The 23,476-nt window shown below is 43.7% G+C and carries 22 protein-coding genes; 13 read left to right on the top strand and 9 right to left on the bottom strand.

What is annotated here, in order from left to right:
• Positions 1 to 126: 126 nt before the first annotated feature.
• The 3 genes from csdA to ACED45_RS16240 all read right to left on the bottom strand — a co-directional run bounded on the left by csdA (position 127) and on the right by ACED45_RS16240 (position 3,239).
• A complete protein-coding gene (gene csdA / locus ACED45_RS16250) occupies positions 127 to 1,338 on the bottom strand; it encodes a cysteine desulfurase CsdA (RefSeq protein ID WP_371714471.1) in 1,212 nt (403 codons plus the stop codon).
• A gap of 87 nt (positions 1,339 to 1,425) precedes the next feature.
• Positions 1,426 to 2,319 carry a 2-dehydropantoate 2-reductase gene (panE, locus tag ACED45_RS16245; RefSeq protein WP_371714470.1) on the bottom strand — a complete coding sequence of 298 codons (894 nt, stop codon included), beginning with the start codon at positions 2,317 to 2,319 and terminating at the stop codon, positions 1,426 to 1,428.
• A gap of 110 nt (positions 2,320 to 2,429) precedes the next feature.
• Positions 2,430 to 3,239, bottom strand: a complete 810-nt coding sequence (locus ACED45_RS16240) for a nucleoside-specific channel-forming Tsx family protein (protein ID WP_371714469.1) — start codon at positions 3,237 to 3,239, stop codon at positions 2,430 to 2,432.
• Positions 3,240 to 3,823: 584 nt separating this feature from the next.
• On the opposite strand from ACED45_RS16240, the gene ACED45_RS16235 reads away from it, so the two are divergent.
• Positions 3,824 to 5,170: a DUF4397 domain-containing protein gene (locus tag ACED45_RS16235; RefSeq protein ID WP_371714468.1), complete on the top strand. Its 1,347-nt coding sequence runs from the start codon at positions 3,824 to 3,826 to the stop codon at positions 5,168 to 5,170.
• Between the two features lie 76 nt (positions 5,171 to 5,246).
• Here the strand turns inward: ACED45_RS16235 and ACED45_RS16230 are convergent, their stop codons facing one another.
• The 4 genes from ACED45_RS16230 to ACED45_RS16215 all read right to left on the bottom strand — a co-directional run bounded on the left by ACED45_RS16230 (position 5,247) and on the right by ACED45_RS16215 (position 8,994).
• Positions 5,247 to 6,605: an AmpG family muropeptide MFS transporter gene (locus ACED45_RS16230; protein WP_146491381.1), complete on the bottom strand. Its 1,359-nt coding sequence runs from the start codon at positions 6,603 to 6,605 to the stop codon at positions 5,247 to 5,249.
• 53 nt (positions 6,606 to 6,658) lie between these two features.
• Positions 6,659 to 7,207 carry a peptidylprolyl isomerase gene (locus tag ACED45_RS16225; protein ID WP_017071274.1) on the bottom strand — a complete coding sequence of 183 codons (549 nt, stop codon included), beginning with the start codon at positions 7,205 to 7,207 and terminating at the stop codon, positions 6,659 to 6,661.
• Positions 7,207 to 7,776 (bottom strand): YajG family lipoprotein, encoded by a 570-nt coding sequence (locus tag ACED45_RS16220; protein ID WP_017067736.1) that lies wholly within the window; start codon positions 7,774 to 7,776, stop codon positions 7,207 to 7,209. Before ACED45_RS16220 ends, ACED45_RS16225 begins: the two co-directional genes overlap by 1 nt.
• A 66-nt stretch (positions 7,777 to 7,842) precedes the next feature.
• A complete protein-coding gene (locus ACED45_RS16215; protein WP_371714467.1) occupies positions 7,843 to 8,994 on the bottom strand; it encodes a methyltransferase in 1,152 nt (383 codons plus the stop codon).
• 174 nt (positions 8,995 to 9,168) lie between these two features.
• On the opposite strand from ACED45_RS16215, the gene bolA reads away from it, so the two are divergent.
• The 9 genes from bolA (at position 9,169) to nqrM (ending at position 17,288) form a co-directional block, all read left to right on the top strand.
• Complete coding sequence (gene bolA / locus ACED45_RS16210; protein WP_371714466.1) at positions 9,169 to 9,477, top strand: transcriptional regulator BolA; 309 nt, start codon at positions 9,169 to 9,171, stop codon at positions 9,475 to 9,477.
• A 521-nt stretch (positions 9,478 to 9,998) separates the two neighbouring features.
• Positions 9,999 to 11,339, top strand: a complete 1,341-nt coding sequence (locus tag ACED45_RS16205) for a Na(+)-translocating NADH-quinone reductase subunit A (RefSeq protein ID WP_032545690.1) — start codon at positions 9,999 to 10,001, stop codon at positions 11,337 to 11,339.
• Positions 11,340 to 11,344: 5 nt separating this feature from the next.
• Positions 11,345 to 12,589, top strand: coding sequence for an NADH:ubiquinone reductase (Na(+)-transporting) subunit B (locus ACED45_RS16200; protein WP_010439046.1), 1,245 nt, complete (start codon positions 11,345 to 11,347; stop codon positions 12,587 to 12,589).
• Entirely contained in the window at positions 12,579 to 13,346 is a 768-nt protein-coding gene (locus ACED45_RS16195) for a Na(+)-translocating NADH-quinone reductase subunit C (RefSeq protein ID WP_004735209.1), read from the top strand. Before ACED45_RS16200 ends, ACED45_RS16195 begins: the two co-directional genes overlap by 11 nt.
• Positions 13,346 to 13,978 (top strand): NADH:ubiquinone reductase (Na(+)-transporting) subunit D, encoded by a 633-nt coding sequence (locus ACED45_RS16190; protein ID WP_371714465.1) that lies wholly within the window; start codon positions 13,346 to 13,348, stop codon positions 13,976 to 13,978. Before ACED45_RS16195 ends, ACED45_RS16190 begins: the two co-directional genes overlap by 1 nt.
• A 7-nt stretch (positions 13,979 to 13,985) precedes the next feature.
• Entirely contained in the window at positions 13,986 to 14,582 is a 597-nt protein-coding gene (gene nqrE / locus ACED45_RS16185; RefSeq protein WP_009848375.1) for an NADH:ubiquinone reductase (Na(+)-transporting) subunit E, read from the top strand.
• A gap of 29 nt (positions 14,583 to 14,611) precedes the next feature.
• A complete protein-coding gene (gene nqrF, locus ACED45_RS16180) occupies positions 14,612 to 15,838 on the top strand; it encodes an NADH:ubiquinone reductase (Na(+)-transporting) subunit F (protein WP_017631923.1) in 1,227 nt (408 codons plus the stop codon).
• A gap of 174 nt (positions 15,839 to 16,012) precedes the next feature.
• Positions 16,013 to 17,017 carry an FAD:protein FMN transferase gene (locus tag ACED45_RS16175; protein ID WP_048657906.1) on the top strand — a complete coding sequence of 335 codons (1,005 nt, stop codon included), beginning with the start codon at positions 16,013 to 16,015 and terminating at the stop codon, positions 17,015 to 17,017.
• A gap of 16 nt (positions 17,018 to 17,033) precedes the next feature.
• On the top strand, positions 17,034 to 17,288 hold the full coding sequence (gene nqrM / locus ACED45_RS16170) for a (Na+)-NQR maturation NqrM (RefSeq protein ID WP_009848378.1): 255 nt from the start codon (positions 17,034 to 17,036) through the stop codon (positions 17,286 to 17,288).
• Positions 17,289 to 17,423: 135 nt separating this feature from the next.
• On the opposite strand, the gene ACED45_RS16165 is transcribed toward nqrM, so the two are convergent.
• Positions 17,424 to 18,662 carry a response regulator gene (locus ACED45_RS16165; protein WP_048657907.1) on the bottom strand — a complete coding sequence of 413 codons (1,239 nt, stop codon included), beginning with the start codon at positions 18,660 to 18,662 and terminating at the stop codon, positions 17,424 to 17,426.
• Positions 18,663 to 18,826: 164 nt separating this feature from the next.
• On the opposite strand from ACED45_RS16165, the gene dinB reads away from it, so the two are divergent.
• On the top strand, positions 18,827 to 19,903 hold the full coding sequence (gene dinB, locus ACED45_RS16160; protein ID WP_057623801.1) for a DNA polymerase IV: 1,077 nt from the start codon (positions 18,827 to 18,829) through the stop codon (positions 19,901 to 19,903).
• A gap of 96 nt (positions 19,904 to 19,999) precedes the next feature.
• Here dinB and ACED45_RS16155 read toward each other — a convergent pair whose 3' ends face one another.
• A complete protein-coding gene (locus ACED45_RS16155; protein WP_371714464.1) occupies positions 20,000 to 21,934 on the bottom strand; it encodes a RecQ family ATP-dependent DNA helicase in 1,935 nt (644 codons plus the stop codon).
• A 145-nt stretch (positions 21,935 to 22,079) separates the two neighbouring features.
• Between ACED45_RS16155 and ACED45_RS16150 the strand changes: the two genes are divergently transcribed.
• Both ACED45_RS16150 and ACED45_RS16145 read left to right on the top strand, forming a co-directional pair.
• A complete protein-coding gene (locus tag ACED45_RS16150) occupies positions 22,080 to 22,553 on the top strand; it encodes a GreA/GreB family elongation factor (protein WP_371714463.1) in 474 nt (157 codons plus the stop codon).
• 88 nt (positions 22,554 to 22,641) lie between these two features.
• Entirely contained in the window at positions 22,642 to 23,400 is a 759-nt protein-coding gene (locus ACED45_RS16145; protein WP_371714462.1) for a YggN family protein, read from the top strand.
• Positions 23,401 to 23,476: the final 76 nt, after the last annotated feature.

Raw genomic sequence — 23,476 nt, 5'->3', positions numbered from 1 at the left:
TCTTGGCGCATTGCGACGCCGTTTAGAAGGGTGGGTCCATTTCATTATTCCCTAAAGCGACGAAGGAGCGTAGTAGGGAATCTCGTTTGGATTGCGTTACTGCTTCTAACTGTGCTTCATTATTCCCTAAAGCATATCAACGGCTTTTTCTATCGCCGCTACGAGCTTTTCAACATCATCTAGATTGTTATAAATACCAAATGAAATACGAACAGTTCCTTTCACATTAAGTGCATCCATTAATGGGTGAGCGCAGTGGTGACCAGCGCGAACTGCGATACCTTGCTGATCCAACAGCGTAGCAATATCTTGATGGTGAACACCGTCCATTACAAAAGTAATCACACTTGCGTTGGGTTGATAACCCAATACCTGAATATCACCCAGTTTACTGAGTGCAAGGTAGGTCTTGTGCTGTAGCTGGTGGACATGATTCTTGACATCTTGTTGGTCAAATTGATGCAACCACTCTATTGCAGTGCTCAAAGCAATAGCTCCAGCTACATTAGGTGTGCCAGCTTCAAACTTACCCGGCAGTTCAGAAAAAGTGGTGCCAGAGAAAGATACGCGCTCAACCATCTTGCCACCACCATGCCAAGGTGGCATCGCTTCTAACAATTCAAGCTTACCGTAAAGCACGCCAATACCTGCTGGAGCATAGAGTTTATGCCCTGAGAAAACGTAGAAATCAGCGCCTAAAGCAGCAACATCAACGGGCTCATGAACGATGCCTTGTGCGCCATCGACCACAACAATCGCATTCATTTTGTGTGCTTTCTCGATGACGACTTCAATCGGCTGACGAGAACCTGTTACGTTGGTTATCTGAGCTAATGCAACAATTTTGGTTTGTTCATTTAAAAGCGCATCAAACGCAGTGAGGTCAAATTCGCAATCCGATGTCATTGGTACTTTAACGACTTTAGCGCCGGTTTGTTCTGCAACAATTTGCCAAGGCACTATGTTGGCGTGATGTTCCATTTCACTCACTAAGATCTCATCGCCAGGTTGAAGGGTACTTCTTGCGTAAGTTTGAGCAATTAAATTGAGTGCTTCGGTGGCACCACGAGTCCAGATGATCTCTTTTGATGAGGCTGCGCCAATGAACTGAGCGACCTTATCTCTAGCAGCTTCAAACTGACTGGTCGCGTTCGCTGTTAAGCTATGACTACCACGGTGAACATTGGCATTTTGTTTGGAGTAATATTGGCTAATGGCATCAATAACTACCTGAGGTTTTTGTGTTGTTGCCGCGCTGTCTAAGTAAATCAATGGTTGTTGATTGATGGTTTGTGATAGCGCAGGAAACTGCTCTCGGATGTGATTGATATCAAACATCTATTCTTACCTAAAATCTTGGAAATTGGTGCTAGCGTTGTGCTTAGCGGTATTGTTATTTTATCGCGACTTGTTAACCGTTGCTGACTAATCTTGATGATTCCAGCTATTTTCTTGCTCTTTGACCTGATCGAACAGCTTTTGGTTAACGGGAACTTTTATCTGATGCTTAAGCGCTGTTTTTATTAGGTGCCCAGTGATGAAGTCGATCTCTGTCTTGCGTTGGTAAAACATATCCTGCTTCATGGATGAGTTGTTCTGCGCTGTGGCTTGGATTACCTGTTTGACGCTGGCTTCTAATTCGTCGAATGAACAAGCGATCTCTTCGGCTTGCATAACTTTTGTGAGCTCTTCAACGATAGAGCTTAAAGTATCCCCAAACTTTTGGTCTGCAAGTTCGCCATTCTTGATTTGTTCCAACCCAGTCAGTGGATTGATAGCACAATTGATGGCGAGTTTGGTCCAAAGCGCGGTTTTTATTTGTGGGTTCCAACTCACAGCGGGGAGAGCATGTTCCAATACATCAACTAAAAACGTGCACTGCTGACCCGTTTGATTAAAAGCACCCAGTTGAGTTTGTCCTAACCCTGTGTGACAAACATTATTCTTGTCGGGCTTGAATGCGGCTTGGGTGGTGGTTGCTAGTACTACCGGGTGATCATTAATTTGAGCCGCTATCTGATCAACTGCGCCCATTCCGTTATGCATGAACATGAGAATGGTATCAGAGTCGAGATATTGAAGTAACGGAGTGGTAGCTTCTTCTACTTGCCAAGCTTTGACTGTGGAGATCACTAAGTCACTCGCAGATAGCTTTTCGATATTGTTATTACTGAAGGAAAGTGAAGCTTGCTCATCAAGTGATAGGTCCATTGAGGTTTCTGGGGAGCGGCTCCACAAAGAGACATTATGACCAGCTTGAAGTAGTTTTATTGCCCATAAAGAGCCAATTGCTCCAGGTCCAACAATAGTGATGTTCACAGCAATACCGAGATAAGAAAGTGATGCTGCAAGGATAGCGAGGCATTAAATGAAAGCAATAAAAAATGGCACCCGAGGGTGCCATTTAGGAAACTTTCTTAGAAGTTTGACTAGAACTTGTAAGTTACTGCAACGTAGTGACCTACGCCAGAAGATTCAGCTTGTGTAGATGCATCCCATGGAAGGTTTGCGCCATCTTTAAAGCCGTATACATCGCTGTATAGTTTCAAGCCGTAACCAACTGCAAAGCGATCTGAGTGCCAGTAAAGACCGTTAAACATCGCGCCGCCGTTGCTTACTTGAGAGTACTCATCTTGCATACCGAATTGGTAATCGATGTAACCTTGGTAAGAGATGAATGAACCGTTCTCGAAGAAGTAGAATGGCTTGAACCAGTTAGTCGAGATTTGGAAACCGTTCCAGTCTTTGTTGTTTGAGTCGTATGTACCGTAAAGGTTTAGACCCATTTTGCCAAACCATGGAACCATTACATCAGAACCAAGACCAACTTTTTGAGTGTTAACGCCAGAGTTACCACCCCATTCCATAAGCGTAGATACGTAAAGCTCTTGAACTGGACCGAAAGAAAGATCTTTACCTGTTAGCCCGTCAAGAGACATACGAGGAGCAAACTTCATGAAGATTTTTTCTTGGCCATTTTTATCACTACCTGGATCAGAAGTTAGGTTGAATACGTCAACGTAACCGTAAAGATCAAAGATTCCAGAGCGACCACCAAATTCCATCTCTAGGTAATCATGAGTAGACTCAGTAACGCCTTTCTCATTGAATGCACCCATAAGGTTGAACTGCATCCATTTGTAATCGTTCTTATGGATGTCGCCGTCAGAATAATCAGCTGCCATTACTGGAGCAGAAGTTGCTGCAAGTAGGCCAAGAGTTAAAAGTGATTTACGCATAATGGAACTCTCTATGTTTGAAATAAGTAACCCGCTAATCCGTGCGTGTTTATGATGTCCGAATGCCGAGCATAATAGCGATTTTGTTCTCAAATAAAAGTGAGACAGAGTGAAAACTACAATTATTAAGGTGAGATCGATCACACTACTGATCTAAATGATGGAACTTTAAGATAGCAATGCATCTCGATGCACCTCTAATTCTATTGATTTTGTGAAATTCGATTATTTTATGGATAAATAGGTGAAATACTGCTCTAAGCAAACGATTCTACTAATTAGAGTGATATGCATATCAAAATCAACAGTATTCTTTTCTAAGCGTTTTCTCTTAAAAAATGACTCATTCAAATCACCTCTCAATCTTGTCTTTGATCTATTTTTGAACAACTGCGTAATGATGTTGGAATCAATTGATGACTAACTCATGTGATGACTGACTAGGGATTAAAACTAGCTACTTTTTGAATCACGGAGAACCAACGACAGTTCACTGCACTAGATTTTGAAACAATTTTTAAAGGTTAGTTATTGGACTAATCATTTGTGTGACGAACTGGTCTAACTTTTTTGGAGAGAAGACCATGAAATATTCACCATTATTAGCGGTAGCAATATCAACTCTGTTCATTGTTGGGTGTGACGATGACGATGAACCTACTACACAACTACAAGCTGTTCATGCATCCCCCGATGCTCCTTTAGCTAATGTTATCGTTAACAGTCAGGCTCGTTGGACTGGCGTCGATTATGCTCAAGCGTCTGGGTACGCTTCAGTAAATCAAGGCCAGACAACTCTTCAAGTCGATGTCCAACTCCCAGGTGACGCAGTTGCCACTGTAATTTCGCCAAGCCAATTCGATTTGAGCGGTGAATTAGATTACACCGTGATGGTGGTCGGTGACGCTGACGGTTCTAATAACCCGGTTGAGGCTTTAGTTGTGACGCGACCTTCTGAGGGAACGGCAACGAGTTCAAGTTTAGATGTGCAAGTTGTTCACGCGGCAACAGGGGTTGGAGATGTGAACTTATACGTAACGGCGCCGAATGATCCATTGGGTGCTCCGCTTGGCACTCTCGGTTATAAAGACTTTACTGACGTACTCAATATTCCAGCAGGGCAATACCGAGTGAGATTAGAAACCGTGAGCGGCAATGCTATTGCTTTTGACTCCGGAGAAATAACTCTGTCTGGCGGTAGCGAGCTAACGATCGCGGCTGTGCCAAGAGCTGACTCCAATAGCACTTCTCCAGTAAAATTGATGGTAATGGACGGTTCGGGCTCATCTTTAATCTACGACATGGCAGAAACTGCAGAAGTAAGAGTCGGTCATCTCGTTGATGGCGCCCCAGATGTAGATGTTTTTGTCAACGGAGCTGCATTTGCACCTCTTGCTGATTTGATGTTTAAAGAGATCCGCGGTTTTATCGATTTAGCCGCAGGAAGTTATGACATTGACATCTTTGCTGATGGCACTACAACCAATGCACTGATTGATGCAGATGGAGTCGCGGTATTTGCTGGTATGGATTACAGCATCTATGCAGTAGGGACGGTAACTCCACTGAGTTTGGAACCATTGGTTATTCCTGAAAACCGTCGTCCGGTTGCGACCAGCGCGGTGCTAAACATTACCCACGCCGCTGCTAACCCAATAGCGGCTTCGGTGGATATTTACTTAACAGAAAACGCGGGGATCTCTGGTAGCACTCCAGCGCTAAGTGATGTGAAGTTCAAAGATTATGCGAATGGCATTTATGTTGCGGCGGGGTCTTATTTTGTGACGATTACTGTAGCGGGTCAGCCGTCGGTTGTGGCTATCGACTCTGCGCCCGCAACCTTAGCTGATGGTGTAGTGTATCAAGTGGTGGCGATCGATGACTCGGCTGGCACAGGCTTCAACCTTATTGTGAGTGATACAACAGACTAGTTCTTACAGGTTACTAGTGACAAAGAAAAAGAGGGTAGCGTGATGCTACCTTCTTTTCTTTTGCTTTTTTGTTCAACTACTCTTGGTTGGTTTTTGCTTTTTCCAGTAAATCTGTGAAAAAGTGGCGCAACGAATAGAGCATGATCAAACTTGGAATCACCATAAGTGCGGTTAGTATAAAGAAGGTTGACCAATCATTGAGGTAATCAACCAACTCACCACTGAATGAAGCCAGCGTTGTTCGACCGAAATTCCCCAACGATGCTAACAAGGCATACTGTGTCGCTGAGAAAGCTTGCCCGGTTAATAGTGTTAAGAAAGAGACAAACGCTACGGTTGAAAACGCAGTTGTAAAGTTATCGACAATGATGGTTGCCAAGAACAAGGTTTCACTCGGGCCAGTGTGAGCGATCCACGCAAACATTAGATTACTGGCCGCCATTGCAACACCGCCGATCATCAGTCCGCGTACAATACCGAATTTCACATTGAAGACACTGCCTACCAAAGTGAAGAATATCGTCGCGCCCCAGCCAATTAACTTGGAGTAATGACCGATCTGTTCATTACTGAAACCTATCTCTTTATAGAAGGTGATCGACATGCGACCTAGGAAGGCTTCACCTATCTTAAATAGGAACACAAACAGCAATAGAGTAATGGCAACTTGAACTCCGTTTCTTTTGAAGAAATCATAAAATGGTTCAATTACCGTCACACTGAACCAAGCGACAAGCTTTGAGCCGACCACTTTATTGTGTCGCTGTTGTGCTTGTTCTTGTAGGGCTTCACGTTGTGTATTTGGCTCTCCGACAAAAAGAGTAAACAGCATTAATACAACAACGACACCTGCCATTCCGTAATACACGCCATTCCAACCGATTGAGTCTGCATTAATAAAGGCAAGGTAGCCTGGTAGTGAATAACCCGTCCACCACCCAATTACGGCCATTGCGGAAGCTTGCGGCAGTTTTGATGCTTCGGATTTTGGGAAGGTATCAATACGAAATGCATCAATCGCGATGTCTTGCGTGGCTGAGGCAATGGCAATAGCGAGCGCCAACATTGAGGTAAACGCCAAATTCTCTGCGGGATTGACGCCTGCGATGAATAAGGTGCCGATTAAAACAATGGTTTGGCAGAAAAAGATCCAACTGCGGCGCTGGCCGAGTATTGCGTGAAGCACCGGCAGTTTTACTCGGTCTACCAATGGTGCCCATAAAAAGTTAATCGCATACACGGCAAACACACTACCAAAGTAGCCAATGGCAGCACGCGTTAAACCTGCATCTTTTAGCCAGCCAGACATGTTGGATCCAATAAGAACCCATGGGAAGCCACTCGAACAGCCGAGCATAAACACCCAAAGTAGACGTTTATCTAGGTAGCTGCGAAAAGTCTGCATCCAAGAAAGAGAGGGAGTGCCTGATGACATAGGGCGTCCTTGTATAGAAAAACGCCCTTAAGAAATAAGGGCGCTACATTGGATTACTTAAGAAGGGTCACTTTAGTGATGACGATTGGGTCGACTGGAATGTCTGACATGCGGCCCATTCGCTTAGTTGGGATCGTTGCCATTTTTTGAACAACGTCAAAGCCTTCGGTTACTTTGCCGAATACAGCGTAACCAGGGTTGCCACCTTTAGCGTTTAAGAAGTCGTTATCTGAAAAGTTAATGAAGAACTGGCGAGTTGCAGAATCTGGCGCATTAGTACGAGCCATAGCGATTGTTGCTGTATCGTTCTTCAGGCCGTTGCTGCCTTCATTCTTGATAGGAGCATAAGTCGCTTGTTGATTCATGTCTTGATCGAAGCCGCCACCTTGTGCCATGAAACCAGGGATAACACGGTGGAAGATAGTGCCTTCGTAGCTGCCGTCTGCAACGTATTTTAGGAAGTTCTCCGCGCTAACCGGTGCTTGTTCTTGGTTTAGCTCAATTGTGAAGTCGCCTAATGTTGTTTCTACGTTCACTTTAGGACCAGCCCAAACGCTCACGCTCACCAACATTAATGCGATAGAAGATAAAATACGAACCATTAGAAACGTTCCTTCATGTAAGTTTGTAGCTCTTGGTCGTTAGCGATTTCCGTAAGAACCAAGTTAATCACGTCATTAAGAACCATAGAGATGTCGTCATTTGACGCACTCAAGGCACCAGTGCGCGTTGCAGTACCGTTGAATGTTTTCACTAACTTGCCTTCAGGCGTTTCAGCCGTAACTTCAAGCGTCACTTTACCGTCCATTTTGTTTTCCATAATGGTGTGTTCTACGGTAACAAGCGCTTCTTGAATCTCCAAAACAATTGAGTTTTCACTGTTTACGCTTGCACGAAAACCTTGAGACTCTAACTGCTGAGCAATAGCGTTTTCTAGAGAAATACGCATGTTTTGCTTAGCATGAATTGGTTGAATGTTTGAACGGCCACTATCAACCAATGCAACATATTGAGCGGCACGAACATCTTTACTGGTTAGTGTGTATGTTTTGCCTTGTACAAGGTTGCTTGAGCTTAGTGAAGCTTCTGGCATTACATTGATTTGTTCTTGCTGAGGGGCTGAACATGCTGTCAAAGCCATAATAGAAGCAGCCAAAATCAGTTTTTTCATTCCTTTATCCTTTCTAAATTCACACCAGAAGCTCGGTATCTTAAATTCTTGTGAAGTCGTTTCTGCTTATTTATTAAAATTCGCAGGCTCTCTTGTTGCTTGTAATATCTCAAATTTTTGGTTTAGTTCAAGCGTTTCAACGTTAGCTTCACCAAATAGTCTCGCTAGTTTGACATCGTATCCGAGGTGTCGGTTGCCAATAACAATTAATTTGCCTCCATTGCTAAGAACATGCTTTGCATCACAGAACATTTGCCATGCAATGTGATCAGTAATCGCTTGTTGCTGATGGAATGGAGGATTACACATCACTAAGTAGGTGCTGTTTTTCTTAAAGCCATCTAAACAGTTGTTGGCGATGAACTGGAAGTTGCCGTCTTCACCAAGGTTATCCTTGACGTTTTGGCGTGCTGACTCCACAGCCATAAAGCTTTCATCCACACAGGTAATACGAGCTTGTGGGTTCAATTGCCCTGCTTTTACGCTCAATACACCGTTGCCACAGCCTAGGTCGATGATATGACGCAGCTCTGGATCTTGAGGGATATGCTCTAGCATATAGCGAGCGCCTTGATCGAGTGCTTCCCCTGAGTAAACATTTGGTAAATTTTTCAGGCGGATATCTTCACCGTCTACATCCCACTCCACAAAAGGCTCTACCGTTTGAACAGGTTGGCAATTTGGAGAAGAGAAAACCAAGCGGTGCTTTTTCTTCGCTAACGAGGTTTTGGTCTCGCCTAGGTACTTCTCGAAAAGGTTAAGTGTAGAGGTGTGGATCTCTTTGACTTTGTTGACACCGATCACTTGGCAGCCTTCTGACAGTGCTTGGCGTAACTGACTTAACTGCCATACTAGGTGGCGGTTGGTCTTTGGTAGCTGCATGATCACAAGGTCGATACCGTGCGGGATATCATCCATGGTGTTTAAAAAGTTGACTCGATTACATTGATTACGCTGTAAGTTTTTTAGCGCACCGCGATGAGAAATAAATGAGTCGCTCATCATGGTGACATCATGATCTTTCGAGAACCAAGTGGATAGGGCACCAAAGCTGTCGTTCATGATCAGAATGTGTTTGCCAGGTTCAAGATTCATCTCTTCAACATGACTGATCAGGTATTCGTCGCCCGCATCCCAAGCTTGAAGGGTTTCATTTGAACGTTTTGGGAAACGATGTAAGGTCAAAGTTCTATCGTGAAAGGTAAGTTCGGTTTTCATTGCTTGAGATACTTATGTAAGAAATAACAAAGATATTGTCTCAAATGCGGCCTGAACAAGATAGATAAAACTCAACCAAACCTATGCCATTCGCTATTAAATACTCGGACACTCGACCTATTAGGGTTTATACTCACCCCACGGATAATGCCAATACGTTATAAAGGAATCACAATGATCCAAGAAGTTATCGAAACAAAATTGCACAATGAGTTTTCACCAAGTCATTTAAACGTGATCAATGAGAGCTATATGCACAATGTTCCGGCCGGTTCTGAGAGTCATTTTAAAGTGATTGTTGTCAGCGATGCGTTTGAAGGTTTACGCCTTATTGCTCGTCATCGAGCGGTAAATAAAGCTCTTTCAGAAGAGCTTGTGAACAATATTCACGCACTGTCCATTCACACTTATACAAAAGATGAATGGTTGAAGCAGCTAGATAACGTGCCAGATAGCCCAATGTGTATGGGCGGTGGGAAATAGTAGAGTAATCGAATATAGAAGAGGTGGCGATGCCACCTTTTTTGTTGCCAAATACATCTGTTTTTCGTTGTTATATCACTCAAACTGATGGTAAATCGAGCGGTTGAAAATACCCACAACGAGTAGTGTTTTTATTAACAGTGTTTCAACATAACTCGAAAAATATGAGTTTGTGACAGAGTATTAATCTCTTGTTTAAAACACGATTCAAAAGCCATTTTATCTGTGCGGCTCGTCAAATTTATACATATTTTAGAGTCCATATGCTTCAAATCTCACCAAATATAGGCCGTATTCAAGTTATTGGTCATGGCATCAAGTTGTCAAAAAATGCTAGAATACGGCACCTGATAAATCTCACATAATCTTTGTGGTGAATTTATTAATGTAATGTTGCGATTTTGGTATCTCAAATTTACCAAAACCGGACACTGTAATGTCGTGTCTAAGGGCGATTTTAAAACGTCCTGAATTTACGCAATTAAAAGAATCTTTTTCCCGATAAAGTAGTGCAAGTGCGTATGATTACAATAAAGAAGGGTTTGGATCTTCCTATCGCAGGAACTCCATCCCAGGTGATTAATGATGGTAAGTCCATCACTAAAGTCGCCTTGCTTGGCGAAGAGTACGTTGGTATGCGTCCTACGATGCATGCTCGCGTTGGTGATGAAGTGAAGAAAGGCCAAGTTCTTTTTGCAGATAAAAAGAACCCAGGTGTTGTATTTACTTCTCCAGCAAGCGGTAAAGTTATTGAAGTGAACCGTGGTGCTAAGCGTGTTCTTCAATCAGTAGTGATTGAAGTAGCAGGCAATGAGCAAATCACGTTCAATAGCTATGAAGCTAACCAACTAGCAAGTCTTGACCGTGAAACGGTTAAAGCTCAGTTAGTTGAGTCTGGCGCATGGACCGCTTTGCGAACTCGTCCGTTCAGCAAGGTTCCAGCAGTTGATTCTGAAACTCAGGCTATTTTCGTTACTGCTATGGATACTAATCCGCTAGCAGCTGAGCCAGAATTAATCATTAACGAGCAGTCTGATGCTTTCGTTGCTGGTTTAGATCTTCTTTCAACTCTGACTAACGGTAAAGTGTACGTTTGTAAAAAAGGTACTAGCTTACCTCGTTCAGCTCAGTCTAACGTTGAAGAACATGTTTTTGATGGCCCACACCCTGCAGGTCTTGCAGGCACGCATATGCATTACCTATACCCGGTAAATGCACAAAATGTAGCGTGGAGCATTAACTACCAAGACGTTATCGCATTCGGTAAGTTGTTCCTTACTGGTGAGATTTACTCTGAGCGTGTTGTTTCTCTGGCTGGTCCAGTAGTTAATAACCCACGCCTAGTTCGTACTCAAATTGGTGCTAGCCTTGAAGAGTTGACGGACAGCGAGTTGATGCCAGGTGAAGTTCGCCTGATCTCAGGTTCAGTATTATCTGGTGTTCACGCTTCAGGTCCACATGCGTACCTTGGCCGTTACCATCAACAGGTTTCGGTTCTTCGTGAAGGTCGTGATAAAGAGCTATTTGGCTGGGCTATGCCTGGTAAGAACAAGTTCTCTGTTACTCGTTCATTCCTTGGTCACGTGTTTAAAGGTCAGTTGTTCAACATGACAACGACAACAAACGGTAGTGATCGCTCTATGGTTCCAATTGGTAACTACGAGAAAGTAATGCCATTAGATATGGAGCCTACTTTGCTGCTTCGCGATCTATGTGCTGGCGACGTTGATAGTGCACAAGCACTTGGTGCGCTAGAGCTAGATGAAGAAGATTTAGCACTGTGTACCTTTGTATGTCCTGGTAAGTACGAGTACGGTCAGTTACTTCGTGAATGCCTAGATACAATTGTGAAGGAAGGGTAATTTTCATGGGCCTTAAAAAGTTTATTGAAGACATCGAGCATCATTTTGAACCAGGTGGTAAACACGAAACGTGGTTTGCGCTTTACGAAGCTGCAGCAACACTTTTCTACACACCAGGTACAGTTACAAAGAAAAGCTCGCATGTCCGTGATAGCGTTGACTTAAAACGTATCATGATCATGGTTTGGCTTGCGGTATTCCCAGCAATGTTCTGGGGTATGTACAACGCAGGTGGTCAAGCTATTGCAGCACTAAACCACATGTATTCAGGTGCAGAACTAGTTTCTATCATTGATGGTAACTGGCACTACTGGCTAACCGAAATGCTTGGAGCCTCCTTAGGAGCCGATGCAGGTTGGGGCAGTAAGATGCTCTTGGGTGCGACTTACTTCTTACCTATCTACGCGACGGTCTTTATCGTTGGTGGTTTCTGGGAAGTACTGTTCTGTATGGTGCGTAAGCACGAAGTTAACGAAGGTTTCTTTGTTACTTCTATCTTGTTCGCGCTTATTGTTCCGCCAACACTTCCTCTATGGCAAGCTGCACTAGGTATTACCTTCGGTGTTGTTGTTGCTAAAGAGATTTTTGGTGGTACGGGTCGTAATTTCCTAAACCCTGCACTTGCTGGCCGTGCGTTCCTATTCTTTGCATACCCTGCTCAGATTTCTGGTGACGTAGTTTGGACTGCAGCTGATGGTTTCTCTGGTGCAACAGCGCTTAGCCAATGGGCTCAAGGCGGTGGTAGTGCGCTAATGAACACGGTATCTGGTGAGACGATCACTTGGATGGACGCATTCATTGGTAACATTCCAGGTTCTATCGGTGAAGTATCAACGCTTGCACTTATGATCGGTGCTGCAATGATCGTATACATGGGCATTGCTTCATGGCGCATCATTGCTGGTGTTATGATCGGTATGATTGCTGTATCAACATTGTTTAATGTGATCGGTTCTGACACTAACGCAATGTTCAGCATGCCTTGGCACTGGCACCTAGTTCTAGGTGGCTTCGCATTTGGTATGTTCTTCATGGCAACAGACCCTGTATCAGCGTCATTTACCAATGGTGGTAAGTGGTGGTACGGCATCCTAATCGGCGCAATGTGTGTAATGATTCGTGTAGTTAACCCTGCATACCCAGAAGGCATGATGCTTGCGATCCTATTCGCAAACCTATTTGCTCCTCTGTTTGACCACGTTGTAATCGAGAAGAACATTAAGCGGAGACTAGCGCGCTATGGCAAGTAATAACGATAGCATTAAAAAGACGCTGTTTGTTGTTATCGCATTGAGCTTAGTGTGCTCAATCATCGTTTCAACAGCTGCAGTTGTTCTTAAACCTAAGCAACAAGCTAACGCAGTTCTGGATCAGCAAACTAAGATCCTTGAAGTTGCGGGCATTGAACTTGCGGGTAACATTCCAGCACTGTACGCAGAGAACATTGAACCTCGTCTAGTTGATTTCGCTACTGGTGATTTCGTTGACGGCGATGCTGCTGCATACGACCAACGTAAAGCGGCAAAAGATCCAGCTCAGTCAATTAAGCTTTCAGCTGAAGATGACATCGCTAAGATCATTCGTCGTGCTAACACAGGTACTGTATACCTTGTGAAAGATGGCGCTGAAACTTCTAAAGTTATCATCCCTGTTCACGGTAACGGTCTATGGTCAATGATGTACGCATTCGTTGCGGTAGAAACTGATGGCAACACAGTTTCTGGTATCACTTACTACGAGCAAGGTGAAACTCCTGGGCTTGGTGGTGAAGTTGAGAACCCAACTTGGCGCGCTCAATTCGTTGGTAAGAAATTATTCGACGAAAACCACAAACCTGCTATTCAGGTTGTTAAAGGTGGCGCTCCTCAAGGTTCTGAGCACGGTGTAGATGGCCTTTCTGGTGCAACACTGACTAGCGTTGGTGTTCAACATACATTTGACTTCTGGTTAGGTGATATGGGCTTTGGTCCGTTCCTAGCAAAAGTTCGTGACGGAGGTCTGAACTAATGTCTAGTGCAAAAGAAATTAAAAAGAGCATCTTAGCGCCGGTGTTGGACAACAACCCAATCGCGCTACAGGTTCTTGGTGTGTGTTCTGCTCTTGCGGTAACCACTAAGCTAGAAACAGCATTTGTTATGACTATCGCGGTAATGTTCGTTACTGCTCTGTCTAACTTCTTCGTTTCTTTGATCCGTAACCACATTCCTAACAGTGTGCGTATCATCGTTCAGATGGCAATCATCGCATCATTAGTAATCGTGGTAGACCAAGTGCTTAAAGCATACCTATACGATATCTCTAAGCAGCTATCTGTATTCGTAGGCCTAATCATTACTAACTGTATTGTAATGGGTCGTGCTGAAGCATTCGCAATGAAGTCTGCGCCAATCCCATCTCTAGTCGATGGTCTTGGTAACGGTCTTGGTTACGGTTTCGTTCTTATCACTGTTGGTTTCTTCCGTGAGCTTCTAGGCTCTGGCAAACTATTTGGTATGGAAGTACTACCTCTAGTGAGCAACGGTGGTTGGTATCAGCCAAACGGCTTGATGCTTCTAGCACCTTCTGCATTCTTCCTAATTGGTTTCTTGATTTGGGCAATTCGTGTGTTCAAACCAGAACAAGTAGAAGCGAAGGGGTAAGGTAGTCATGGAACATTATATTAGTCTGCTAGTTAAATCGATTTTCATCGAAAACATGGCGCTTTCTTTCTTCCTAGGTATGTGTACATTCCTAGCGGTATCTAAGAAAGTTAAAACTTCTTTTGGTCTTGGTGTTGCGGTAGTTGTAGTACTTACAATCGCTGTTCCTGTAAACAACCTTGTTTACACACACATCCTGAAAGAAAACGCGCTTGTTGAAGGTGTCGATTTAAGTTTCCTTAACTTCATCGCATTCATCGGTGTTATCGCGGCACTTGTACAAATCCTAGAGATGGTTCTAGACCGTTTCTTCCCACCTTTGTACAACGCACTAGGTATCTTCCTTCCACTGATCACAGTTAACTGTGCAATCTTTGGTGGTGTATCTTTCATGGTAACTCGTGACTACAACTTTGCGGAATCTGTTGTTTACGGCTTCGGTTCTGGTGTGGGTTGGATGTTAGCTATCGTTGCTCTTGCGGGTATCCGTGAGAAGATGAAGTACTCTGACGTACCTCCAGGTCTTCGTGGCCTTGGTATCACGTTCATTACTGTTGGTCTGATGGCGTTAGGCTTTATGTCTTTCTCTGGTGTTCAACTGTAGGGTAAGCACCCAGTAATAAGGAATAACAAATGCAAAGCATTATTCTTGGCGTAGCGATGTTTACCATTATTGTATTGGCTCTAGTACTAGTGATTCTTTTCGCTAAGTCTAAGCTAGTACCATCAGGTGACATCACTATTGCTGTAAACGGCGACCCTGAAAAGGCGATCGTTACTCAACCTGGTAGCAAGCTACTTGGTGCCCTAGCTGGCGCTGGTATCTTCGTATCTTCTGCTTGTGGTGGCGGTGGCTCTTGTGGTCAGTGTCGTGTAAAAGTTAAGTCTGGTGGTGGCGACATCCTTCCAACTGAACTTGATCACATCACAAAAGGTGAAGCTCGCGAAGGCGAACGTCTTGCATGTCAAGTTGCTATGAAAACTGACATGGAGATTGAACTAGACGAAGATATCTTTGGTGTTAAAAAGTGGGAATGTACTGTTATCTCGAATAACAACGAAGCTACTTTCATCAAAGAACTTGCTCTAGCGATCCCTGAAGGTGAAGAAGTTCCGTTCCGCGCGGGTGGTTACATTCAGATTGAAGCTGAACCACATCACGTGAAATACGCAGATTACGATATTCCTGAGGAATACCGTGGTGACTGGGATAAGTTCAACTTGTTCCGTTACGAGTCTATCGTTAAAGAGCACTCGATCCGTGCTTACTCTATGGCTTCATACCCAGAAGAGAAAGGCATCATCAAGCTTAACGTGCGTATCGCAACTCCGCCGCCAAACAACCCTGACGTAGCTCCTGGTGTGATGTCTTCATACATCTGGTCTCTTAAAGAAGGCGACAAATGTACTATTTCTGGTCCATTTGGTGAGTTCTTTGCTAAAGACACAGACAATGAAATGGTATTCATCGGTGGTGGTGCAGGTATGGCGCCAATGCGTTCACATATCTTCGACCAACTTAAGCGTCTTAACTCTACTCGTAAGATGTCTTACTGGTACGGTGCACGTTCTAAGCGTGAGATGTTCTACATTGAAGATTTCGATGGCCTAGCGGCTGCAAACGAGAACTTCGTGTGGCACTGTGCTCTGTCTGATCCTCAACCAGAGGACAACTGGGACGGTTACACAGGTTTCATCCATAACGTATTGTACGAAAACTACCTGAAGGATCACGAAGCTCCTGAAGACTGTGAGTACTACATGTGTGGTCCACCAATGATGAACGCGGCTGTTATCGGCATGCTGAAAGATCTTGGTGTAGAAGATGAAAACATCCTACTAGATGACTTCGGTGGTTAATCCATTTAAGTGATTGATATTATGGCTGACTCTCACGAGTCAGCCATTTGTTTTTCTAAGACTATTTTTGACAACATACTGGCTTATATAAGAAAGAGTAAGGCATTCAAAATACCTATTTTTTACTCTTATTTTTCCTTATATAAATCCTTAACATTAGACAGGAGTAAGCAAGTGAGAATTTGGCTTGTTGCATTAACTTCTTTGATTTTTCTTGCGGGCTGTGATCAGGCAAGAGAGCAAGTGCATTTAAGTGGCCCAACAATGGGTACCAGTTACAATATTAAATATATCAATGGTGATGAATTTCCTGAATCTAATGAAGTTCATACTGAGATCGATCGTCTACTTGAAGAAGTGAATGATCAAATGTCGACTTACCGTGAAGATTCAGAGCTGAGCCGTTTCAATCAACACAAAGGTGCGGACGCATTCGAAGTATCTGAACAAACTGCTATCGTTGTGAAAGAAGCCATTCGTTTGAACGGTCTTACTGAAGGTGCGTTGGATGTTACGGTTGGCCCATTAGTTAATCTTTGGGGTTTTGGTCCTGAAGCGCGTCCGGAAGTCGTTCCATCAGATGAAGAACTTGCTGCTCGTAAAGCTAAGGTTGGTATTCACCACTTGAGCGTTGAAGGCAACAAGCTAACTAAAGACTTGCCTAATTTGTATGTCGACCTGTCAACTATTGCAAAAGGTTGGGGCGTTGATGTTGTTGCTGATTACCTTGATTCAATTGGTATTCACAACTACATGGTAGAAGTAGGCGGTGAAATCCGTTTGAAAGGCCTAAACCGTGAAAGTGTAGGCTGGCGTATTGCCATCGAAAAGCCAAGTATTGACGAACGTAACATCCAAGAGATCATCGAGCCTGGTGATATGGCGATCGCAACGTCTGGTGACTACCGCAACTATTTTGAGCGTGATGGTGTTCGTTACTCACACATCATCAACCCAGAAACAGGAAAGCCTCTTCATCATAAAGTGGTTTCTGTGACTGTTTTAAACCCGTCTTCAATGACTGCAGACGGCTTATCTACTGGCCTTATGGTCTTAGGTGAGGAAAAAGGAATGGAAGTCGCAAACCAGCATAACATCCCAGTGTTCATGGTGGTAAAAACAGCAGATGGCTTTAAAGAAATTGCTTCTGAAGCATTTAAGCCATACTTAGGTAAATAAGGTAAGCGAGATAATTATGAATACATTTCTGATTACATTTGGTGTTTTTCTTGCAGTAATCGCAGCGATGTCAATTGGCTACATTATCCAAAAGAAAGTTGTGAAAGGTAGCTGTGGTGGCTTAGGTGCTGTTGGTATTGATAAAGTATGTAACTGCCCTGAACCTTGCGACGCGCGTAAGAAGCGTGAAGCACGTGAAGCTTACCGTGAAGAGAAGCTGGCTGAGCGCCAACAAAAAGAAGCGGCTTGGAGTAAAGACCGTATCGCTTAATGGGTGACAGTCATAAGGGGTAGAGTTATCTATGCCCTTAAATTGAAAAGCTCAAGATTATCATCTTGAGCTTTTTTGGTTTTGAGGCTTAGTCATTTATCTTGGCAGATTAACGATGGAAACAAAAACGAATGACTATTGTTCGATTTGCATGCTGTTACGCGCAAACACTAGCTGATTCCTACCTTGCTCTTTTGCCGTATAAAGAAGCTCATCAGCGGCTTTGATCTGCTCATCTAACTTGGCGTCTAAATCGGTTACGCCGATGCTAATACTGACCTTGATTCTTTGAGAGTCATGCTCAACAACATGGCTTTCAATGGCTTCTCTCATGGACTCTAAGTTGTCAACAAAGCTCTCAAATGCACCGCATGACTGAATACAAAACTCTTCACCACCGAAGCGCACAGCGACATCGTCTTTGAAATGATCTTTGATGATTTTCCCTACATCGATCAGCACGGCATCACCACCATCGTGGCCAAAGGTATCATTCACTTTCTTAAAGAAGTCGATATCCATCATAGCAATGTTTCGTTGATCGCAGCCTTTACAAGGATGATTGAACAGGTAGCGACGATTCCATAAGCCAGTAAGAGCATCCTCGTTGGCATGTCGAAATAGCTCATTGGCCGCTTCTTTCATATCAAGCAGTTGATGGATACGGCAGAAAAACTCTTCTTGGTTAAAAGGCTTGTAAAGGAAATCGTTAGCACCCGCTTTAAGGAATCGCGCTGTCATGGTGCGGTCATCGCTACCTGATAGCCCTAAAATAGCCAACTGGTTTCTATCGTGATCGCGTCGAATTTCACGGATCATCGCTATACCGTCTTTGTTCGGCATATCGTGGTCTGTAACAACGAATGTAATATCGGGATCGTTATGAAGAAGCTTTAATGCTTGTTCGCCGTCTTCGGCTTGGATAGTTTGGATATATTGGTGTTCTAGAAGTTGAGCTATGTAACGGCGAACAACCGCTGAATCATCGACAACCAATGCTTTGTGGTGGCGATTATTCGAAATTCTTTGAACCAGAGGGAGTAGGTAGCTTACTGATGACATACTGTCTTTAAGTATGTAGTCAATAACGCCTTTTGCTAGGACTTGCTCTCGCAGTTGATTGTCGAACATCCCGGTAAGAACAATTATTTTCTGTTGATAGCCTAATACGAGATCAATGATCTCACCGTCTTGCCCGTCAGGTAAGCAGTAATCTAATACGGCACACAAGAAATCCGTCTCTTGTTCCAAGATGTTTTTTGCTTCTGCAATAGATTCAGCAAGTGCGACCTCATAACCGCTATTTTTAAGCTGTTGGTACAGGTAGTTGCGGAATGCTCGACTATCTTCCACCACTAGTATTTTTTCACTCACAAGCGATCCCTACTTATAGACTAAATACTCGTTAACAATAGTATCAGAAGAGCTTATGACTATTGAAGCGAAACCTTTTTAGCTGGACTCGAGATCGTTTTAAATCTGATAAAATTTGGATTATACTGTTTATTGATACAGTTGTAAGGTCGAGTCATTCCTAGATGTGTAGCGCAGGCGAAGAGAAAATAAGAAAAATAATTCATGTCGATATGGATTGTTTTTATGCGGCTGTAGAAATGCGTGATAACCCTGCTTACCGAAATCGCCCGTTAGCTGTTGGTGGGCATGAGAAGCAACGCGGTGTTTTGAGCACATGTAATTATGAAGCCCGCAAGTTTGGTGTTCGCTCTGCAATGCCGACCGGAAAAGCGCTACAGCTTTGTCCTAATCTATTGGTTGTGCCGGGAAGAATGTCGGTCTATGTCGAGATATCTAAAAAGATTCGTGAAATCTTCTCTCGATACACGTCTGTCATAGAGCCTCTTTCCTTAGATGAAGCGTTTCTTGATGTCACCGATTCTACGCAGTGTCATGGTTCAGCAACACTTATTGCTGAGTCGATTCGCCGTGATATCTGGAATGAACTCAACCTGACCGCTTCGGCTGGCATTGCCCCGATCAAGTTCTTAGCCAAAGTTGCCTCGGATCTGAATAAGCCCAATGGTCAGTTTGTTATCCCTCCACAAGATGTGCAATCAGTGATCGATGAGCTACCACTTGAAAAGATTCCTGGTGTCGGCAAGGTGAGTATTGAAAAGTTGCATCAAGCAGGCTTTTTTACTTGTAAGGATATCAAGGAGTCTGACTATCGAGACCTGCTACTCAAGTTTGGCCGTCAAGGTGCATCACTCTGGAAGCGCAGTCATGGCATTGATGATCGAGAAGTTATCATCGAGCGCGAGCGAAAATCGGTAGGCGTAGAGCGCACCTTTACCCAAAATATTTCAACCTACGCCGAATGCTGGCAGGTAATCGAAGACAAGTTGTTTCCTGAACTCGAAACTCGTTTAGAAAAAGCCAGCCCAAGCAAAGCGATCATCAAACAGGGCATTAAGCTCAAGTTTGCCGACTTTCAACAAACTACTATTGAGCACATCCACGCCTCTTTAGATCGTGAACACTTCAAAGAACTGTTAAGTGAAATATTGAAAAGACAACAGGGGCGAGAAATACGCCTGCTTGGTTTAAGTGTGATGCTGCAACCCAAAGATCAAATGCGCCAGTTGAGTTTCTTTTAGGGTAAGGCGTTGGGAGTATAGATTTAGAAGTGTTGGTATTTGAATGCCGACTAGGTTTGATAACCTAGTCGGTTTTTTCTAATCAAGGAAATTAGCTTATCTAGGAAGTTGCTTAACTCGCGCTAAGGTATCACTGAATGGTTGCTGCTCTAGCTTACCGTAACCAACCATTTTACTGGCTTTAAGCTTGGTTGAAAGTGGGGTGGCGATTCCGCATAAGAAGCGAGTAATAGCTTCGTCGGTAATCAATTGTTGGCTAGCAGAAATAAATTCATGTATCCATGTCATCACCGTCTCATCATCGACAGGTTCAACATCAACGGTTGGTAAGATTGCCACTTCTCCTCTACATACAGAGCAGTGACCGCAGTTTGTTGGTGCTTTATCATCAGCAAAGTAACTCGCAAGGCGTGAGCTAAGGCAAGTATCCGCCTCAAAGAAATTCAGCATTTGGTCAAGACGGTTTATCTCGCTGTTCTCTTTTGCTTTAAACAACTCAGTTAGACGTTCGGACAGTTGCATCATATCTTCAGAAGTATTGTGGATCGTGTAGACATCCGTGATCTGCTTGCTCTCCAATTCAATCCAACCTTGTTCATTGAAGTAATCGATAGCTGCAATTACGCGCTGACGATCGGCTTGGAAGTGAGTCCAAAGTGCATCGAAGTCGACTTGGCACCACACTCTTGCTTGAGGAGAGCATTGGAAAACCGCTTCTACAAATTGACGACGTTCACTTTGAAATTGCTCTGTGATCTGCTGCTTTGGGCGAATGAACTTAAATTTGTAATCAGCAAAGTAGCTGTACTTCGGCTCAATCACACCTTCAATTTCGAGATACACCAGTAGTGTTTTAAGCGGTAATTGACGAATGTTGGATTCACGTGATAGCTGGTTAAGCATGATCTCCCATTGGTTCGAGCCAGAAGCGCCAATGTTTTGATTTTCGTAGATCTCTTTCAATACTGCCTGGATCGATATGTTGTCGGGCGTATCACCAAAAACGAAGTTCTCGAGTGTGCTTAAACCATGTTTGTTAGCGAGTAGAATACATTCAGACGCTTGACCATCTCGGCCAGCTCTGCCGATCTCTTGTGAGTAGTTCTCTATCGATTTTGGTAAATCAAAGTGAATTACTCGGCGGATGTTGGACTTATCCACGCCCATACCAAACGCAATGGTTGCGACGATACAGCTCACTTCATCATTCATGAATTGATGTTGAATAGCATCTCTATTTTCAGGCTTAAGACCCGCATGGTAAGCCACCGCATTAACGCCAGCATTGCGAAGTTGCTGAGCCACCATCTCTGCTGTTTGTTGAAGGGTGACATAAACAATAGTCGGAGCGAGAGAAGCTTGGTTAACGACATTACACAAGGTTTCTAGCTTGCTGGTTTGTTCGCAAGGTTGAATCGACAGGTCGAGGTTTTGACGATAGAACCCCGTAACCACAACGCGTTCCTCATCAATTTCAAACTTCGATTTCATATCTTGGATAACAGATGTCGTCGCGGTTGCTGTCAGTAGCAGCACTTGAGGAATATTGAGCTGTTTCTGATATTGAGGAAGCTTCAGGTAATCTGGTCTGAAGTTGTGTCCCCATTCTGAAATACAGTGCGCTTCATCGACCACAAGCAGTGAGAGCGGCACTTGAGAGATAAACTGACGAAAGCGCTCGTTCTTCAAGCGTTCAACGGAGATCATGAGGATCTTTGTATCACCGTTACGTACCGACTGCATGACCTGTTGGGTGATTTGTCTGTCTTGGCTTGATTCGATTGCTGCCGCGCTAATGCCTTTACTGTGCAGGAAAGCGAGTTGGTCTTTCATCAAGGCTAACAGCGGTGATATCACCAAGGTTAAGTGCGGCAATTCTAATGCTGGTAATTGATAACACAGAGATTTACCTGAGCCTGTAGGGAATATGGCCGCAGTTGAGTGACCAGATAGAACATTATTAATGACTTGCTTTTGTCCATTACGCAGTGAGTCGAATCCGAATACTTGTTTTAGCTTCTGCTCAATCATTTATGTTCTACCTGAGTTATTAAGTGTCGTATTGATGCTAAAGCGGGCGCCTATTCATGATAGCGTCGCTTGATGAATCAAATGTCTTGCACCTGATTGTACCTAATTCTATTCTGTAGCTCCTATAGAAAAGCACCCCAATAGTATGAATAAGTCTGAGCTTCGCCAAATAATTATAGAGCAACTCGAATCCCGATTACGTATCGCACAATCTGCCACTCAACGCGCGATTGACGCTGCGACAGATGAAGAGACAGTGCCTGAACATAAGTACGATACATTGGCGCTAGAAGCTTCATATCTTGCCCATGGTCAAGCGGTGAGGGTGCAAGAGTGTGAGGACGACATTCAGTGTTATCGTAACTTAGTGCTGCGTGATAGTGAGAAGATTACGGTGAGCAGCTATGTTGTGGTCATTGACGAGCGAGATAAATATAAACACTTCTTTATGGGGCCGAGAGTTGGGGGGCTGTCTGTCACGTGGAATTATAATGAAGTAGCTATCGTGACGGCAAATGCACCTTTTGGTCAGGCGTTAATGGGTAAAGAAGTCGGTGATGAAATTGAATTTAAAGTTGCTGATAAACAGTTTTGCTACGAAGTGATATCGGTTGACTGAATAATTGGCTAAGGAATATAAGACGTTGCTCTGACAAAGAAGTATAAACCCAAGGTATAGTAATTTGTCAGATTGATGAGAGGATGTTATGAAAAACAGTGTATTAATTGCATCACTAACAGCGGTTATTGCTGTTGTGAGCCTGCCAACGTTTGCAGCGCAGTGTCGAGTTGATTTGAAGAATGAATTACGAATCGATGACCAAAAAGTCGAAATTCATCAGGTGAATGGTGATACTGCGGTCTTCGATGAAAACAATGACCTCTATATCCATGGCGAAAAAGTTGAGCTCGATGCTAACCAACAAGCTGCAATAGAGAAGTATCGTGGCAGCATGAGTGAGTATTTACCTCGCGCAAAGCAAATGGCTAACGAGAGCTTAGCATTAGCCAATGACGTTATTGATGATATTGCTGCTAGCCTAGATTCGCCTGAGTCGTTTGATAACGTAAAAGAGTCAATGAAGACGTATTTTGCTGAACTTGAGGCTCGTTACTACAAAGATGGTGAGCTAGTACTACCAGCAGAAAGCTTTGATTCGATGGCCAATGGTTGGTCTGAAGATTTCGAGAAGGCTAAAGAGATCTTTAACCAAGAATTTATTTCTAGCGCTTTTAATGCGATGTCAGAAAAAATGAAACAAGACGGTGGTCTAAACCTTACCGAACTAGCTGACAGTATGGCTGAATTAAAGCTGAAAGTTGAAGAGCGAATGAAAGAACACTCTCAACAAGTACAAGAAGAAGCAAACGAGTTCTGTGATTCTCTTGATGAGATGGCGGAGCAAGAGCAAGAGTTGCATGAAATCATTCCGAACCTAAAAGACTATCAAGTCTTCACGATCTAATCTGGATCGACTTATGAATAGCAAGAGCATCGGTTGGTGCTCTTTTTGTTTGTACAAATGTAGCCACACGGCGAGT

Origin of the sequence: Vibrio crassostreae (genome assembly GCF_041439375.1) — a bacterium.
Lineage (GTDB): Bacteria > Pseudomonadota > Gammaproteobacteria > Enterobacterales > Vibrionaceae > Vibrio > Vibrio crassostreae_D.
Note: the sequence above shows the minus strand (reverse complement) of the source record. Positions and strands in the feature narration are given on the sequence as shown.